Origin of the sequence: Enterococcus sp. 3C7_DIV0644 (assembly GCF_002141235.1) — a bacterium.
GTDB classification, from domain to species: Bacteria; Bacillota; Bacilli; order Lactobacillales; family Enterococcaceae; genus Enterococcus_D; species Enterococcus_D entomosocium.
Map to the genome: position 1 here is coordinate 2383255 of NZ_NGLK01000001.1, position 15882 is coordinate 2399136.

General features: G+C 43.8%; 14 protein-coding genes. 11 read left to right on the top strand and 3 right to left on the bottom strand.

Translation table 11 applies throughout. The annotated features are described in order from the left end of the window. Positions 1-70: 70 nt before the first annotated feature. On the top strand, positions 71-412 hold the full coding sequence (yajC, locus tag A5877_RS11290) for a preprotein translocase subunit YajC (RefSeq protein WP_005232170.1): 342 nt from the start codon (positions 71-73) through the stop codon (positions 410-412). A gap of 131 nt (positions 413-543) precedes the next feature. Here yajC and A5877_RS11300 read toward each other — a convergent pair whose 3' ends face one another. After that, the gene (locus A5877_RS11300) at positions 544-975 is read right to left on the bottom strand and encodes an Hsp20/alpha crystallin family protein (RefSeq protein ID WP_008376072.1); all 432 of its coding nucleotides are present in this window, start codon (positions 973-975) and stop codon (positions 544-546) included. 247 nt (positions 976-1222) lie between these two features. Between A5877_RS11300 and A5877_RS11305 the strand changes: the two genes are divergently transcribed. The 8 genes from A5877_RS11305 (at position 1223) to adhE (ending at position 10525) form a co-directional block, all read left to right on the top strand. Beyond that, on the top strand, positions 1223-2065 hold the full coding sequence (locus A5877_RS11305; RefSeq protein WP_086316842.1) for a YitT family protein: 843 nt from the start codon (positions 1223-1225) through the stop codon (positions 2063-2065). 26 nt (positions 2066-2091) lie between these two features. Then, positions 2092-2820 (top strand): GntR family transcriptional regulator, LSA1692 subfamily, encoded by a 729-nt coding sequence (locus tag A5877_RS11310; protein WP_005232165.1) that lies wholly within the window; start codon positions 2092-2094, stop codon positions 2818-2820. A 25-nt stretch (positions 2821-2845) separates the two neighbouring features. Next, positions 2846-4147, top strand: coding sequence for a Sapep family Mn(2+)-dependent dipeptidase (locus A5877_RS11315; RefSeq protein WP_086316843.1), 1302 nt, complete (start codon positions 2846-2848; stop codon positions 4145-4147). A 124-nt stretch (positions 4148-4271) separates the two neighbouring features. Then, the gene (locus A5877_RS11320; RefSeq protein WP_086316844.1) at positions 4272-5219 is read left to right on the top strand and encodes a N(4)-(beta-N-acetylglucosaminyl)-L-asparaginase; all 948 of its coding nucleotides are present in this window, start codon (positions 4272-4274) and stop codon (positions 5217-5219) included. 39 nt (positions 5220-5258) lie between these two features. After that, positions 5259-5591, top strand: a complete 333-nt coding sequence (locus A5877_RS11325; RefSeq protein WP_005227348.1) for a PTS sugar transporter subunit IIB — start codon at positions 5259-5261, stop codon at positions 5589-5591. Between the two features lie 68 nt (positions 5592-5659). Further along, a complete protein-coding gene (gene celB, locus A5877_RS11330) occupies positions 5660-7015 on the top strand; it encodes a PTS cellobiose transporter subunit IIC (RefSeq protein WP_034872054.1) in 1356 nt (451 codons plus the stop codon). Positions 7016-7032: 17 nt separating this feature from the next. Further along, positions 7033-7551 (top strand): GrdB-related putative oxidoreductase, encoded by a 519-nt coding sequence (locus A5877_RS11335; RefSeq protein WP_086316845.1) that lies wholly within the window; start codon positions 7033-7035, stop codon positions 7549-7551. Between the two features lie 382 nt (positions 7552-7933). Continuing rightward, complete coding sequence (adhE, locus tag A5877_RS11340) at positions 7934-10525, top strand: bifunctional acetaldehyde-CoA/alcohol dehydrogenase (protein WP_010748754.1); 2592 nt, start codon at positions 7934-7936, stop codon at positions 10523-10525. Between the two features lie 246 nt (positions 10526-10771). On the opposite strand, the gene A5877_RS11345 is transcribed toward adhE, so the two are convergent. After that, positions 10772-12304 (bottom strand): alpha-N-arabinofuranosidase, encoded by a 1533-nt coding sequence (locus A5877_RS11345; RefSeq protein ID WP_086316846.1) that lies wholly within the window; start codon positions 12302-12304, stop codon positions 10772-10774. A gap of 101 nt (positions 12305-12405) precedes the next feature. On the opposite strand from A5877_RS11345, the gene A5877_RS11350 reads away from it, so the two are divergent. After that, entirely contained in the window at positions 12406-13173 is a 768-nt protein-coding gene (locus A5877_RS11350) for an AraC family transcriptional regulator (RefSeq protein ID WP_086316847.1), read from the top strand. Positions 13174-13264: 91 nt separating this feature from the next. Next, on the top strand, positions 13265-13750 hold the full coding sequence (locus A5877_RS11355; protein ID WP_086316848.1) for a hypothetical protein: 486 nt from the start codon (positions 13265-13267) through the stop codon (positions 13748-13750). Positions 13751-13994: 244 nt separating this feature from the next. Here the strand turns inward: A5877_RS11355 and A5877_RS11360 are convergent, their stop codons facing one another. Beyond that, positions 13995-15830 (bottom strand): DUF2264 domain-containing protein, encoded by a 1836-nt coding sequence (locus A5877_RS11360; RefSeq protein ID WP_086316849.1) that lies wholly within the window; start codon positions 15828-15830, stop codon positions 13995-13997. Positions 15831-15882: the final 52 nt, after the last annotated feature.

Consider the following 15882-nt stretch of genomic DNA (forward strand, 5'->3'; position numbering starts at 1 on the left):
AATGGTGGGAATAATAGAGGAATTCTGATAAAGTATCTTATAGGAAAGAAAATAAATCGAGGTGAAAAAAATGGCACAATCTTTACCAATGCTCTTTATGCTGGTTGCTTTAGTGGCAATGTGGTTCTTTATGAGTCGTTCACAAAAGAAACAACAGCAAGAGCGTAAAAATCTTTTAGAAAATATGAAAGCTGGCGATGAAGTCGTAACCATCGGCGGACTCCACGGTGTTCTTTCTGAAGTCAACACAGAAAAAAGCACCGTGATCATCGACTGTGAAGGAATTTTCTTAGAGTTTGATCGTTCAGCGATCCGCACAGTGAAACCTGGAACTGTTGCATCCGTTGAGACACAAATCGAACCAGCTGATGTCGAAGACGCAACGAGCATCCAAGACGAAACCAAAGAATAAGCACAAACGCACCGTCGCTTTCTCAGAAGCGATGGTGCGTTTTTTTAGTAGTCGGACAGTTTCTAAAATAAAACAAGCACCGCAGCAAAACAGAGATCGCTCGTTTTGCTGCAGTGTTTTGATTGCCTTCGCTACTCGATCGGAATCAGTTTCTTTGACGCTTGTTTGCCTTGATCTTTTGGCAACGTCAATTTCAAAATTCCTTCAGCGTAAGAGGCCTTGATTTCATCCTCTTTGACGTTTTCTAACAGGTATTGCCGTCGAACGCTTGTCAAGCTGCGCTCGCTGCGAACCAGACGTCCTTTTTCATCTTCGGTCGCATGATCCGTCTGGTGTTGTCCCGTAATCGTTAAAACCCCATTCTCATAGGTTACTTGAATATTTTCCTTAGGGATGCCAGGCAGTTCTGCTTCAACGAGAAATTCATTGTCATTCTCGTGAATATCGGTTTTGATCAGGTTCGATGGAAACCCATCAAAAAAACTGCGGCCAAAATCTTCAAAGAAATCAAAAGGTGTCATACTGTATGAATCTGAGCGGCGTGGCACAATCTCATGTGTCATAAGAATCATCCTTTCTTTGTTCTTTTGTTTTTACACTTTTTATTTTATTCATTTTTCAGAGAATCTCAAGTGATTTACTCACTTTAAAAAAATCTTTAAAAACCTTTGATACCAACATTTTACTCCTTAATTTTAGCGTGTTTTTACATTGCTTCGTTTCCGTTCCCCCCCTCATTTCGCCTGCTTTTTTCGCGTGACAGTATATACTTAATGATATATACTAAAAGTGAAGTGGAGGAGGAAAAACATGGCACGTTATAGAAAACGAATGCTTGTTGCTTTGATCTATGCATTGTTGTCGTCGATTGCCTTAAATCTCTTTTGGCTGCCGGGAAATATTTATGCGAGTGGGATCACTGGTTTGTCGCAATTGTTGTCGCAGCTTTTAGACGAGCAGTTGAATCTGCAGCTTTCGATCCCGCTTTTGGTGCTTTTTTTTAATGCGCCATTGTTAGCGGTTGCTTGGGTCAAAATCGATCGAGAATTTACCATCATGACGGTTTGTACCGTCGTCCTGTCTTCTGTTATGATGAAGGTGGTACCGGTCATTGCTTTAACGACCGATCCGGTGATCTGTGCCGTGTTCGGCGGATTGCTGCACGGGGTGTCGGTGGGCTTGACATTGAACGACGATTTTTCAACGGGTGGGCTTGATATTTTAGGGATTTTAGTGAAAAAAGCCACTGGTAGAAGTATCGGTAGTTTCTTTATCGGCTTCAATGTTAGTTTGCAGCTAGCAGCCGGGCTGATCTTTGGCTGGCCCTATGCTTTTTATAGTGCTATTTCCTTCTTCATCAGTGGACGGATGGTCGACTACGTCAACCTGAAGCAGCGGCGTGTGCAGCTGCTGGTCGTTACAGAAAAAGCAGAACCCGTCATTACGACGCTGCAATGTGCCTTGCGGCGAGGCATCACGGTTATCAACGATGTCGAAGGTGGGTTTGATCATCAACAGAAAAAGCTATTATTACTTGTCATTTCCCATAGAGAACTCAAGACCGTCGAAGGCATGATCCAAGGAATCGATGAACAAGCGTTTGTCAGTGTTTCTTCTGGCGTCAGTGCCAATCGATCGTTTTATGAATGGTAGCAAAGTGAAAGAAAGTAGGAGAGACGTTGAAAAAACAAGCAGTATTTCAAGAAGTTGCCCAGCAGATTGCGCAACGGGTTCATGAAGGTACGTACGTGACGAGTCAAAAGCTTCCTTCCGATTATGATTTAGCAGAGGAATTTCAGTGCAGCCGTTTAACGGTGCGTAAAGCCATCGATCTATTGATTGGCCAGAATTTGTTAGTGAAAGAAAAAGGCAAAGGAACCTATGTCATGAAACAGCCCAAGATCCAAAGCGGCTCCGGCGGCCTTCAAAGTTTTACTGAAACTGCAAAGGTCCAAGGGAAAAAGACCCGTACGGAAGTTCTGCATATCGAAACCGTCAAAGAGCTCCCGATAGAGATTGGTCAGTTGTTTGGTGATTACGCCAAGGAACCGATCGTTTATTTGGTGCGCTTGCGTTACTTTGATGATGAGCCGATGACGGTGGAAAATCTTTACGTACTGAAACGCTATCTGCAAGAAGACACCGCAGAACTCACGAAAGCTCAATTGGAGTCGTCTTTGTATCAAGTCATTGAAGCCAACATCGAGATTGGTTATTCCCATCAAGAGGTGGAAGCTGTAAAAAGTCCAGCCGATATTGCGAAACTTTTGCAGGTACCTCAAGAGGAACCGATGCTTTTGGTCCATTCGATGACCTATTCCGCATCAGCCAAACCGATCTTATACGATACATCCTATTACCGAGCAGACAAATACACCTTCAAAAATACATTAGTGCGACAAAAATAAAATCAATCCTTTAGAGGTGAAGACAATGGATCCACTCACAGCAAGTATTGAAGCCAATTGGCCAGAATTTCTCACACTTTTGAGCGAGGTGATGCAGATTGCAAGCGTCAAAGGTGAGCCGGCGCCTCATGCGCCTTATGGCACAGGACCACGAGAAGTGTTAGCATACGTCATGGAAAAAAGCGCAGCATACGGGTTTCAAACAACGGTCATTGATGATGCGATCGGCTATGCCCATTGGGGACCAACGGATACCGACTATATCGGTGTGTTAGGACACTTGGATGTCGTCTCGGCAGGTTCTGGCTGGAGCTACCCACCCTTTGCACTAACTGAAAAAGACGGCAACTTTTATGGCCGAGGGATCTTAGATAACAAAGGCCCGATCATCAGCTGTTTGTTTGCTATGAAATTATTGAAAGACCTTGGTCATCAACCGCAATTACCGCTGCGGATCATTTTCGGTACAGATGAAGAAAGCGGCATGTCGGATATCCCGCATTATCTAGCGGTTGAGCAGCCACCGCGTTTTGGTTTTACGCCAGACTGCAAGTATCCAGTGGTTTACGGCGAACGAGGTGTCGTCAATGTGCAACTTGATTTTCCATTGCCCGCCCAAGAACAGCAGCTGTTAGCGGCGTTTTCTGGCGATCAATTCCGCGATCATGTACCAGACCACCTATCGGTAACCGTAGGCAGCCAGTCCTTTGAAGCACTAGGCAAACGTTCCCCTAGCAATGCCCCTGAGCTAGGGGACAATGCCATTACAAAGCTTGCCCAGCAAGCAGCACCGCAACTAGCAGCGACACCATCCTTGCAAGCAGCTTTGCAGTGGATCGCCCAAAGTTTTCACCAGCAGCACTATGGCGAAGGCATTGATTTGGTACTAGAAGATGCTGATTCAGGAAAGTTGATCTTGACCCCTGTGGTTCTCCAAAAATCCGCCAGTGGACTAGCGTTAGAAGTGGCCTTTCGCTATCCGGTATCGGTAACGGAGGAACAAGTACTCGCTGGGGTGCAAAAGGCATTGCCAAAAGGGGCAAGTCTTACGATCCTTCGCAGCATTCCGGGGTTCTGCCGATCAAAAGATGCCCCCGAAATCCAAACGCTATCGACGATCTATCACCAAGTAACGGGCAATGATCCAACCCCCGTGACGACTACAGGAGCAACCTATGCCCGCAAGATGCCAAACATCCTTGCTTTTGGTCCGTCTTTTCCAGGGCAAAAAGGGATCGCTCATAACCAAGATGAGTACATGGCGGTTGCCGATCTGCGGATGAATCTTGAAATTTATTTGCGCAGTTTACAAGCACTGACAAAATAAGCGAAGACACGAACGAAGAAGAGTTTTTCCATTTTTTTTGAGAAACTCTTTTTTTAGTATAGACATAGTAGTATATACCGTATAGAATATACTTGAAAGCGCTATGAAAAATGGAGGGATATTTATGTGGGGAATGATTGCTACATGGCGGATGGCACACGATGGCGTGCTCGCTGCTAAAGCAATATTAGAGCAACAAGGCTCCTGCCAAGATGCAGTAGAAACAGCCATTAAAGCAGTGGAAGATTATCCATTTTATAAATCGGTGGGGTATGGCGGGCTGCCCAACGAAGAAGGCGTGTTGGAAATGGACGCTGCCTTCATGGATGGTGATACCTTCAAAATTGGTGCCGTCGCTGGGATCGTCGATGTGGAAAATCCTATTTCCGTGGCACGCCGCCTAAGTGAGGAAAAATTCAATAGTTTTCGAATCGGCCAAGGAGCGGTCGCTTATGCGCTTGCCGAAGGATTCCAGCCCAAAGAGATGCTGACACCGCGAGCCAAAACCATTTGGGAAAAGCGCAAAGCAGAGATCGCTGCCAACAACCTCGATCCCTATGACGGCCATGATACAGTGGGAGTAGTTGCGCTGGATGAACACCAAAGCATGGCAGCAGGAACCTCGAGCTCTGGTTTATTTATGAAAAAAAGCGGTCGTGTCGGCGATTCACCTTTATCTGGTTCTGGTTTTTATGTGGATAGTGAAATCGGCGGTGCCGCTGCCACAGGGTTAGGGGAAGACTTGATGAAAGGCTGCCTTTCCTACGAAATCGTCCGTTTGATGGGAGAAGGACTAGCACCGCAAGAAGCATGTGATCAAGCCGTTTACGACTTTGAAGCGCGATTGAAGAAGCGCTACGGCAAAGCCGGCGCCTTCTCGCTGATCGCTTTAGATAAACAGGGGCGCTGGGGCGTGGCAACCAATGTAGAATTTACCTTTAGTGTCGCAACCACCAAACAAGCGCCAGCTATTTTTATGGCAACGCCAGGACCTGAGCAGACAACCATGATCGAGCCTATTACGAAAGAATGGTTGGAAGCGTATGAAGAACGAATCAAAGCGCCGGTCTAACAACCGCGATTGAGAAAAACAAACATTGGAGGAATGGATATGGCAACGAAAAAAATCTATTTGTTTTGTGAAGCTGGAATGTCAACGAGTATCATGGTCAATAAAATGATGGAAGTCGTCAAAAAGCACAACATGCCTTTGACGATCGAAGCATTCCCTGCAATCCATGCAGAAGAAAAAGTCGAACAAGAAAAACCAGTTGCTATTTTGTTAGGTCCACAAGTACGACACTTAGATAGCAAAATGAAAGCAACTTTCGAGCCAATGGGGATTCCAGTCGGCACGATCGCGACAGAAGCATACGGCATGATGGATGGCGAACGAGCATTGAAAGATGCCTTGAGCTTGATCAAAAAAGCCAAAGCAAAGTAATAAAAGTGTTGGAGTAACAGGGGACTACGTGTTATCTGCCAGATAGCACGCAGATGGGAGGAAGAAAAATGCAGAAATTTTTAAACTGGTTAGAAAAAGTGTTAACACCGATGGCAAAGACGATCGGTGAAAACAAATATTTGATTGCGATTCGTGATGGTTTCTTATTATCCACACCGTTGTTGATCGTGGGTTCACTCTTTTTAGTCTTGACCAATTTTCCGATTCCAAATTGGAACGAGATGATGAGCAGTTTGCTGGGAGACAACTGGGCAACGATGTTGAATATGCCAGCAACAGCCAGCTTTGACATTATGACGATTTTAGCCGTTGGTGGGATCGGGTATAGTTTGGCAAAACAGTTTAAAGTTGATGCCATGCAAGCAGCCATTATTTCACTCGTTTCTTTTTTTATCGTGACACCATTTACGACCGTTTTCACACCAGAAGGCTCTACGGAAGTGTATGAAGTTGGCAGCCTGCCATTACGGTGGATGGGTTCCAGCGGTTTGTTCTTAGGGATGGTCGTTGCCTTGATTTCCACCAGAATGTTCGTTGCGTTATTACGCAAAGGGTGGACGATCAAAATGCCTGACGGTGTTCCCCCAACCGTGGTGAAATCCTTTGAGGCATTGATTCCTAGTTTTGTGATCGTGACGGTTTTTATGATCGCCAACTGGTTAGCCAACTTGACGTCTTATGGCAATCTCCAAGAGATCCTCTTTAAGTTCTTACAGACACCGTTGTTAAGTTTAGGAAATACTTTAGGTGCCATGATCATAGCTTACCTATTTTTGCATTTTTTCTGGTTCTTTGGGATCAATGGTTCCAGTGTGGTCGGTGCCGTCTTCAACCCTATCTTACGGGCATTATCTATTGAAAACTTAGATGCTTTCAAGAATGGCGCAGAAATTCCTAACATCATCACCGGTCAATTTCAAGACATGTTCGCGACCTTTGGCGGGGGCGGTTCGACATTATCTTTGATTTTAGTCATGATCTTAGTCTGTAAAAGCCAACGGGTCAAAAAACTATCACAGTTATCGTTGATTCCAGGTATTTTCGGGATCAATGAACCAATCATCTTTGGGTTACCAATCGTCTTGAATCCAGTTCTGCTGATTCCTTTTGCTTTAGTGCCAACGATCAATATTATTATCTCTTACTTCTGTATGGATCTTGGGTTAGTCAACTATACCAATGGAATTCAGCTGCCATGGACCACGCCACCGATTATTTCTGGTTTCTTAGTCAGTGGTTGGCAAGCGGCCGTGTTACAAGTCTTGTTGATCCTCTTAGGAATGGCTATTTATTACCCGTTTATCAAAGTCTTAGATAATCAATATCTAAAAGAAGAAGCGGATGCCGTTGAACAAGAAGAAGAGGAAATCAATTTTGATGATTTCGATTTTGATGATCTGTAAGAAAAGAGGCACCGCTCATGAAAAAAATAATTTTGATTCTTAATCATGTCACTGCAGGGATGGGAAGTGATGAAAATGCTCAGTTGCCGCCAAGCGGCAAAAAAGCTGCCCTTGGTCCAGGTCGAACCTTGAATCCACTTTTTCAAGAGCAAGACGCACAAATCGTTGCAACGCTTTATTGTGGTGACCAATATTATCACGAGCATCAAGAAGAAGTGAATAAAAAATTTGTGGGGATTGCCAAAAAATTTGAAGCAGATGCCGTTCTTTGCGGACCTGCGATGCATTATCCTAATTTTGGCGAAATGGCAGCAGGATTGACGAAAGTATTCAATGCGCAAGGAATTCCAGGGGCTGCAGCGATGTCAGAGGAAAACCCAGCAGTGGCAATCTATGCCAAAGACATCTATATTTTGAAGATGCCGAAAAAAGGCGGGATTGGATTGAATGATTCCTACAAAAAGATGGCGCACGTTGTTTCCCAGCTTGCCCACGGGAAGCCTCTAACAGAAGTAGACCAAGAGGATTTGTTTTAAAGAGAAAGACGATCAGCGATGGCTGGTCGTTTTTTTGTCCTCAATAGACACTAATAGCCATTGAAAGAAGGGCAGAATACTAGAGGGAGTATACGGCAATCTTAGATAAAATAGTAGAAGGAAGAGTGATTTTTTTCAAAAGTGAACAAAAATTTTTTAAACCTATTGTTCAACTGAGCACATGACATTTTTCTTAATAAAAACCGAAACTTTTGTCCACTTCTTTTCCTTAAAACCTCTTGAAAACGCTTAATTTAAAGGGAATTTAATAAAACTGTGAAAAAAATCACAAAAACTATTTACAAACAAAAAAAGATGTTGTATGATCTGTATGTGAAGTAGTTAACAAACAAAACATGTTTAAAAACTAGGAGGACATACAATGGCTAAGACATTGGAAAAAGAAGTGACAATCGACGTACAAGCAATGATCGACGATTTAGCAACGAAGGCAAATGTGGCGTTAAAAGAAATGGAAAGCTTTGATCAAGAAAAAGTGGACCACATTGTTCATGAAATGGCAATGGCAGCATTAGACAAACATATGCCTTTAGCTAAAATGGCAGTAGAAGAAACTGGCCGTGGTATCTATGAAGATAAAGCGATCAAAAACATGTACGCTTCAGAATATATTTGGAACAGTATCAAACATGACAAAACAGTCGGCGTGATCAATGAAGACAAACAAAAAGGCTTGATCGAAATCGCTGAACCAGTTGGTGTCGTTTGTGGGGTAACACCAACAACCAACCCAACATCTACAACGATCTTTAAAGCAATGATCGCTTTGAAAACACGTAACCCGATCGTTTTTGCTTTCCACCCATCTGCACAAAAATGTTCAGCAGAAGCTGCACGTATCGTTCGTGATGCGGCCATCGCTGCTGGGGCACCTGAAAACTGTGTGCAATGGATCGAACATCCATCAATCGAAGCGACTGGCTTATTGATGAACCACCCAGGAATTGCGATCGTATTAGCAACTGGTGGCGCTGGCATGGTCAAAGCAGCATACTCAACTGGTAAACCTGCATTAGGTGTTGGACCAGGGAACGTACCTGCCTATATCGAAAAAACAGCGAAAGTGAAACGAGCAGTCAATGACTTGATCGTATCAAAAACCTTTGATAACGGAATGATCTGTGCCTCTGAACAAGCAGTGATCGTTGATAAAGAAGTCTATGCCTCTGTGAAAGCAGAATTTGAAGCACATCAAGTATATGTTGTAAAAGCAAAAGAATTACAAAAACTTGAAGATGCCGTGATGAACGAAGGAAAATATGCCGTAAATCCAGCAATCGTTGGACATTCAGCAATGGAAATCGCGAAATTAGCAGGCATCAACGTACCAGAAGGAACAAAATTATTGATCGCTGAACTTGACGGTGTCGGTGCTGATTACCCACTATCAAGAGAAAAACTTTCTCCAGTTTTAGCAATGATCAAAGCAAACAACACAGAAGACGCGTTCGAAAAATGTGAAGCAATGCTTGATTTAGGCGGATTAGGCCATACAGCGGTGATCCACACTGAAAACGAAGACTTGCAATTAGCCTTCGGCCTACGCATGAAAGCTTGCCGTATCTTAGTTAACACACCATCTGCAGAAGGTGGTATCGGAAATATCTACAACGAAATGATTCCATCATTGACACTTGGTTGTGGTTCATACGGGAAAAACTCTGTATCACGAAATGTTTCTGCCGTGAACTTGATCAACGTGAAAACTGTAGCGAAACGGAGAAATAATATGCAATGGTTTAAATTGCCACCAAAAATCTTCTTTGAAAAGAACTCTCTAATGTACTTGGAGAAAATGGAAAACGTTGAACGTGTCATGATCGTTTGTGACCCTGGTATGGTTCAATTCGGCTATTGCGATACGGTCCGTGAAGTACTTGCTCGTCGTAAAAATGACGTGAAAATCGAAGTCTTCTCTGATGTAGAACCAAACCCATCAACAAACACCGTTTACGCTGGAACAAAAATGATGGTTGATTTCAAACCAGATACAGTGATCGCTCTTGGTGGTGGATCAGCAATGGATGCTGCCAAAGGCATGTGGATGTTCTATGAGCACCCAGATACTTCATTCTTCGGCGCGAAACAAAAATTCTTAGATATCCGTAAACGGACATACAAGATCGACAAACCAGAAAAAACGCAATTCGTTTGTATCCCAACAACGTCTGGTACTGGTTCTGAAGTAACACCATTTGCGGTTATCACTGACAGTGAAACACACGTGAAGTACCCATTAGCTGATTACGCATTGACACCAGATGTAGCAATCGTTGACCCTCAATTCGTAATGTCAGTACCTGCGTCTGTTACAGCAGACACTGGAATGGACGTTTTGACTCATGCGATCGAATCTTATGTGTCAGTAATGGCATCTGATTACACTCGTGGATTGAGCTTACAAGCAATCAAGTTAGTCTTTGACTACTTAGAAAAATCAGTGAAAACACCTGATATGGAATCTCGCGAAAAAATGCATAATGCCTCAACAATGGCAGGTATGGCCTTCGCCAATGCATTCCTAGGTATTTGTCACTCTGTAGCTCACAAAATCGGTGGTGAGTATGGTATTCCTCACGGACGTACAAATGCGATTCTTTTACCGCACATCATCCGTTATAATGCCAAAGACCCACAAAAACATGCAATGTTCCCTAAATATGACTTCTTCCGTGCTGATACAGATTACGCAGACATTGCGAAATTCTTAGGCCTTAAAGGCAAAACAACGGCTGAATTGGTTGAAGCATTGGCAACAGCTGTTTACGAATTAGGACAATCTGTTGGTATCGACATGAGCTTGAAAGCGCAAGGCGTCACTCAACAAACACTAGATACAACAGTTGATCGTATGGCTGAATTGGCTTACGAAGACCAATGTACAACAGCAAATCCAAAAGAACCACTAATCTCTGAATTGAAACAAATCATCGTTGATGCCTATAACGGCTAAACAATGAATCAAGAACACCCTGCGGTATCTTAGCTGCCGCAGGGTGTTCTTTTGTCGTCTCATTTTTTTGAGAAAGTAAGCTGGCAGTTGCCGCCTTCTTGCCCAGATCAGTTAAGAATGCGAAAAATAGCAATTGAACAGGGCGGTGGATCGTAAAAAAGGAGTGGATGTCTCCACTCCGTAAAAGTCTCATTTTTTCAGGATGTCACCAAGGCTGCTGCTTTTTTGCTCAAACAGATAGGCTCGTTACTTGCTGCCGTTTTTCTTCAAGCGTAGCATCTGGAAGCTTTGTTTTTCCAAGACGACACGCAAAATGCCGTCATTCAATTCCGCTGTTTTTCCATTGACGGGCACAACGTTGTTCGGGGTTGCTTCGGTATTGACGGCATGCAAGTCTGGGTGGTGCAACACTTGATGGGTAGCGATTTGCAATGAATCATATTGACGCAAGTCGCAAGTGAATTCGTTGGCATCCTGCAAATCCTTATTTACCAAGAAAAAGGTCAAATAGTCATCTTCGTTTTCGATCGCAATGGCATCCACATAAGAAGCTTTTCCGTGGCTGCTATCGAAATCAGCTCCTCGAAGGATGCTATGCAACACGTGACCGCGACCATAGTTGCTGATCATTTCATAGGGATAAAAAATCGTTTGTTTCCAAGCGGCAGTATCGGAAGTCATGATCGGTGCGATCACGTTGACCAGCTGTGCCATGCAGGCGATTTTAACGCGATCTGCGTGATGAAGCATCGTGATCATCATGCTTGCGACGAGTAACGCATCTTCAAAGTGATAGACGTCTTCTAATTGTGGTGGGTGTTGACTCCAAGGTTCAATTTTTTGATCCTGTTCATTTGAGTGATACCAGACGTTCCATTCGTCGAAGGAAATATTGATAGTCTTCTTGCTTCGGCGTTTGGCTTTCACCGCATCACAGATCGCTGCGACTTGACTGATGAACTGATCCATTGCGACATTGCTTGCTAGATAATCTTGGCTATCGCCGCTACGGTTGCCATAATATTGGTGCATGGAAATGTAGTCGACTTGATCGTAACAATGACTTAATACTGTATCTTCCCACATGCCAAAGGTCGGCATCGTGAGAGAAGAACTACCACAAGCAACGGTTTCGATCGTTGGGTCCACCAGACGCATCGCTTTGCCAGCTTCTTCTGCGAGACGGCCATATTCATCGGCTGTCTTATGTCCTTCTTGCCAAGGGCCGTCCATTTCATTGCCTAGACACCAAAGTTTGATGTCATGAGGATCGGCCACCCCATGGGTACGACGGAGATCACTATAATAGCTGCCGCCTTTTAAATTGGTGTATTCGATCAAGTTTTTCGCTGCTTCGATTCCTCGTGTCCCAAGATTGATCGCCATCATCGGTGCCGTATTGACTTCTTTGGTCCAATCCATAAATTCGTTTAAGCCGAACTGATTGCTCTCGATCACCCGCCAGGCCAAATCGATTTTTGCTGGCCGTTGCTCTTTAGGTCCGACGCTATCTTCCCATTTATACCCAGAGACGAAGTTGCCTCCTGGGTAACGGACGATCGGCACATTCAACTGCTTGATCAAGGTAACGACATCTTGACGAAAGCCTTGTTCATCGGCAAAAGGACTTTCTGGTTGATAGATCCCTTCGTACACACAGCGCCCTAAGTGCTCCACAAAAGAGCCATAGATCCGTTCGTCGACTGGTGCCAAAATAAAGTGTTTGTCTAAATACATCGTAGTTTTCTTCAATGTTGCAACCCCTTTCTTTTCTTTCATTGTAGCGATAGTCCTTGAAAATAAACACTACATTCTGTCTTATTCTATTGATGTTTTGTCCGTTTTCTTTATACTAAAGGCAAGTAGGAAGGAGTGAGAAGTTGAACGTAACCTATTCAGGATTTCAAATGCACAATGCTGTTTCCGATCATATTTATCGCCCCTCTGGCTTAAAGCATTATCTTTTCGTGTTGACGTTGTCTCCAATGGTTTTCACTTTTGAAGATGGTCATCAAGAAACCAGTGAAAAAGGTAACTGCATTCTTTTTCCTCCAACCGTCTATCAAGATTATCGTGGCAAAGAAGATTTTTTTAATAGCTTTGTTGAGTTTCAAACGGATCAGGTGATCGAAGAAACCTATGCGATCCCTTGCAACCAACTGTTCCAGCCGAAAAACATTCAACAAATCAACAAATTGATCCAAAAGATCAATCATGAATCCTTGTTGCCACAACGGCACACGCAAGAATTGATTGCGGCGTATATGACAAATCTATTGGTCTTACTTGAACGCAATTTTGAAGAAAGCATTCCGCAACCACAAAACGAACACTATCAACTGTTTCAAGCGATGCGGTTGAAAATGTTAGTCAATTGCGAACAGCAATGGGATTTTTACCAGTTTAGCCGAGAGCTTTCCATCGGTAAAAGCCAATTCTACAAGCTCTATCAACAGTTTTTTCATACCACGCCCAAAGAAGATTTATTGCAAGCTCGGTTTCAAAAGTTTTTTTATCTACGCAGCAACGAAACACTAACGATTCGAGAGGCGGCGTTTCAATCTGGGTTCCAAAACATCAACCATTTTAATCGGCTCTTTGCGAAGCGCTATGGCTGTGCACCCACAAAGTACCAACAGGAGCAATAGTCAGGGGTGATTGGTAAAAACGCAGAAAAAAGTCCGACGAATTCTTGACGGATGAAAGAGAAAACGGGACAATGTCATTAGGAGGTGGCATATGGATATAGAAATGATCGTAAGCGAACTTTCTAAACGTTCAAGTGAATTGGAAGCGCTACAAAGAAAATTGAGTCAAAGCCAATTAATGAATAATGAAGCGGCACAAACGTTCATTTTTGACTTAAAGGATTATTTAGATAGCTTAAAGCTCATAACAGATTTAGTACCGTCAGCGGCAACTACAACAGTGGAAGTTGACCAGTTGTCGTACGTCTTAGGTGAACAAAATCAAAGCATCCAGCAGCTGCTGGTTATTTTGGAAGAAGCCGAAGCAAATGACGACCAGCGCTTTTTCGGCAAAAGTGCGGGAGAAGTGCGGCGGATGATTGGCAGTCTGTCTGGGATCCTGGAACTAAACGGTCTGTTGCTGCAAGACAATCGTGGCTTTCAGCAAGTCGTGAAGGAAACTGGACCGCTTCAGGTGACTGAAACAAAGGAAGTCTCTGAGAAAAAAGGATTTCTCCAAAAGCTTTTCGGGAAATAAGCACTGATCGTCAATCAAAACATGAATCACTTGTACCAAAAAAACGGCGCTTCACAATGTGTGAAGAACCGTTTTGTGGTACAAGTATTTTTTTGCTTTTTGCCAATAGAGACGGAGGGATCAGAAGGTACCGATGCTGAAACCTTAGACTGAAATCGAACTTCTGGGGGGACATTCTTCAATCCCGTAAATCAGAAAGGTGTTTTCGGTAGCTTTTCTACTAGCATTTGCCAGTAATTTTTTGCTAGTAGCTAAGCTGAATGGTTTTTCTCTGATCCCCTTGGCTCATTGCTACTTTGTCCGCTGTGATAGTGACATCAAAGGGTGGGATCTGATCAGAAAAGGCATTCCCTAAACACGCAACGAGCCATTCCTGTTGTCCGGCGAGAACGGTTTTGCTTACTTGAGGGATGACTGTTCGACTATAAAGTAGATTCGTGTTGGGTTCTGGCATCAAGAGGGTACCCTCTTGATGCGTCGGGAAGGTTTTGATACCGACACAGCCAGCCGAGCTTTGATAAAAGGTGCCTTCTTTGCTAGAAAGCGCAGCACCATCAGCTGGTGCTGCAAAGCTGCCATTGACCAGTTGCAACCTTCGATCCGTTTGAATCCGATGGTAACGCAGATGCCAAGGATACATCGGAATCACAAAGGTTTCGATGATGACCTGTTCGTAGGGACGCCAGCGACTATAGACGTAGTCATCTTCAATCGCAAAGGCTTCATAACCAAAAGCCGTTTTAAAATCCGTCTGCCCTTCTGAGATCGCCAATGTATTATCATAAGCACCTTGTTTCAATAAAACGGTTGCTTTCGGTACGCTAAACCCAAACGTTGTCGAATACACAAACTTTTCGTATTTGGCATTGCCGTGAGCATGTTCGTGGGAATGCTGCCCCGCCGTGAAAGCTTGCAATTCTGTCCCTTCTTGGTTATGCACCAAGAGCATCCGACTATGCGGATTGCGCACCTGTGGGGCAAAGGTTGGCACCTGCTCCTCAAGCGTCCAAAATTCAGCATCCGCTGGGATGGCCAATACACAGAAATTTTTGAAAGCCCAATAAGGCGATCCTGGTGCGTTATAGCCTTCAGCCATATTTAGGTTGGGGTAGGCATAGCCAATACTTAAAAAGCCTTCTTGCGTAAAGATTGGTTGGCGAAACCAGTAACGCATGTTTTGTAACAGTAAATATTTTCCTTCATTTTTTGTGAAGCCTTCATATTCTATATCGGCGAAAGCACCGACGGCAAAGAAACTTGATTGCGCAAACCGATACGTTAGACTACGACCAAAAGGCAATGCCGCACCGGTTTTTGTGAACCACTGCTTAAATGATTGAGCAAACGTAGCGGCTCTTTGACGGTAGTTAAACTGATAAGGGCATTGGGAACGACAGGTAAGAACACTGTAAAGGAGTCCGTAGTATTGGATCCCAAAAGGAATATAATAGTCGATTTGATTTTCATAGCCATCAAAATACCAGCCGTCTGCTAAGTAATACCTCTCGATCTCTTCTTGATCAGCCAAAAGGGTGGTTTCTACAAAAGGCAATGCTGCCATTTCAAAGAAGGTATTGACTAAAATCCGAAAGAAGAGCCAATTGGTTTTAGGGATCGTGTGCTGATTGATCTGATTGAGCCAATCAAAGAGATTCGTTTGCTCTCTTGGTGGGAGGCGATCCCAAAAGATCGGTTTGGTAAAAATCAAATAGCTAGCAAGGGCACCCATTTCCACAAACAATTGGTCATAGTCATGCAATTTTCCCCAGTACTCCTGAGAGGTCGGGGTGGTGCCTGCAACGATCCCGGCATTGGCTTGTTGAAAAAGTTTTGGGAAACGAAGACACGCTTCTTCTTGGCTGAACAATGGGCCCAATCCCCAGAGTGTCCGTAAAAAGCCTTCGATGTCACTCTTTTCCTGAGTGTACACCGCTCCTGAATTTCCTAGGTGGACCCTCCCGGGAGTTCCTTGTTGTGCCATACATTCGTATATGGGAGTGACCAGATCAACAAGGGCCTCTTCTAGATCGGTTTTGGTTCGAAGAGGGTTCTTACTTAATGCTTCTTGGAAGTTTCTCATGCAAACAGCTCCTTTTAGTTGTTATTTTACTTTATTTAGTAAAATAAAGAAA

Bases quoted from the DNA above. Each gene is read 5' to 3' on its own strand.
- yajC (WP_005232170.1), top strand. From the start codon at position 71: ATGGCACAATCTTTACCAATGCTCTTTATGCTGGTTGCTTTAGTGGCA.
- A5877_RS11300 (WP_008376072.1), bottom strand. From the start codon at position 975: ATGACACATGAGATTGTGCCACGCCGCTCAGATTCATACAGTATGACA.
- A5877_RS11305 (WP_086316842.1), top strand. From the start codon at position 1,223: ATGGCACGTTATAGAAAACGAATGCTTGTTGCTTTGATCTATGCATTG.
- A5877_RS11315 (WP_086316843.1), top strand. From the start codon at position 2,846: ATGGATCCACTCACAGCAAGTATTGAAGCCAATTGGCCAGAATTTCTC.
- A5877_RS11320 (WP_086316844.1), top strand. From the start codon at position 4,272: ATGTGGGGAATGATTGCTACATGGCGGATGGCACACGATGGCGTGCTC.
- A5877_RS11325 (WP_005227348.1), top strand. From the start codon at position 5,259: ATGGCAACGAAAAAAATCTATTTGTTTTGTGAAGCTGGAATGTCAACG.
- celB (WP_034872054.1), top strand. From the start codon at position 5,660: ATGCAGAAATTTTTAAACTGGTTAGAAAAAGTGTTAACACCGATGGCA.
- A5877_RS11335 (WP_086316845.1), top strand. From the start codon at position 7,033: ATGAAAAAAATAATTTTGATTCTTAATCATGTCACTGCAGGGATGGGA.
- adhE (WP_010748754.1), top strand. From the start codon at position 7,934: ATGGCTAAGACATTGGAAAAAGAAGTGACAATCGACGTACAAGCAATG.
- A5877_RS11345 (WP_086316846.1), bottom strand. From the start codon at position 12,304: ATGAAAGAAAAGAAAGGGGTTGCAACATTGAAGAAAACTACGATGTAT.
- A5877_RS11355 (WP_086316848.1), top strand. From the start codon at position 13,265: ATGGATATAGAAATGATCGTAAGCGAACTTTCTAAACGTTCAAGTGAA.
- A5877_RS11360 (WP_086316849.1), bottom strand. From the start codon at position 15,830: ATGAGAAACTTCCAAGAAGCATTAAGTAAGAACCCTCTTCGAACCAAA.